General features: G+C 59.7%; 1 pseudogene. It reads left to right on the top strand.

Going from position 1 to position 231, the window contains the following annotated elements:
* Positions 1-85: 85 nt before the first annotated feature.
* Positions 86-231, top strand: a pseudogene (locus SB847_RS22425) (hypothetical protein); the annotation flags it as partial.

The following is a 231-nucleotide window of genomic DNA, read 5'->3' as shown; positions in this document are numbered from 1 at the left end:
CGGGGACGTTTCCGTCCCCGGCGGGCACACCTGTCATTTTGAAACAGCCATGTACCATCCAAGTGGATGGTATTAGCATGGCTTCATGCCTCCCCGTGCCCCCTCCCTCGCCTCGGCGTCCAAACCCGCCGATGAAAAAATCACCATCAACGTCGGCTACGTCGACCTGGGCCAGATCGACCTTCTGGTCCAGGAAGGCTTCTACGCCAATCGCACCGACCTGATCCGCAC

Source organism: Bacillus sp. SIMBA_026 (assembly GCF_046535335.1).
Lineage (GTDB): Bacteria > Bacillota > Bacilli > Bacillales > Bacillaceae > Bacillus > Bacillus velezensis.
This window is presented reverse-complemented; position numbering and strand designations above follow the sequence as displayed.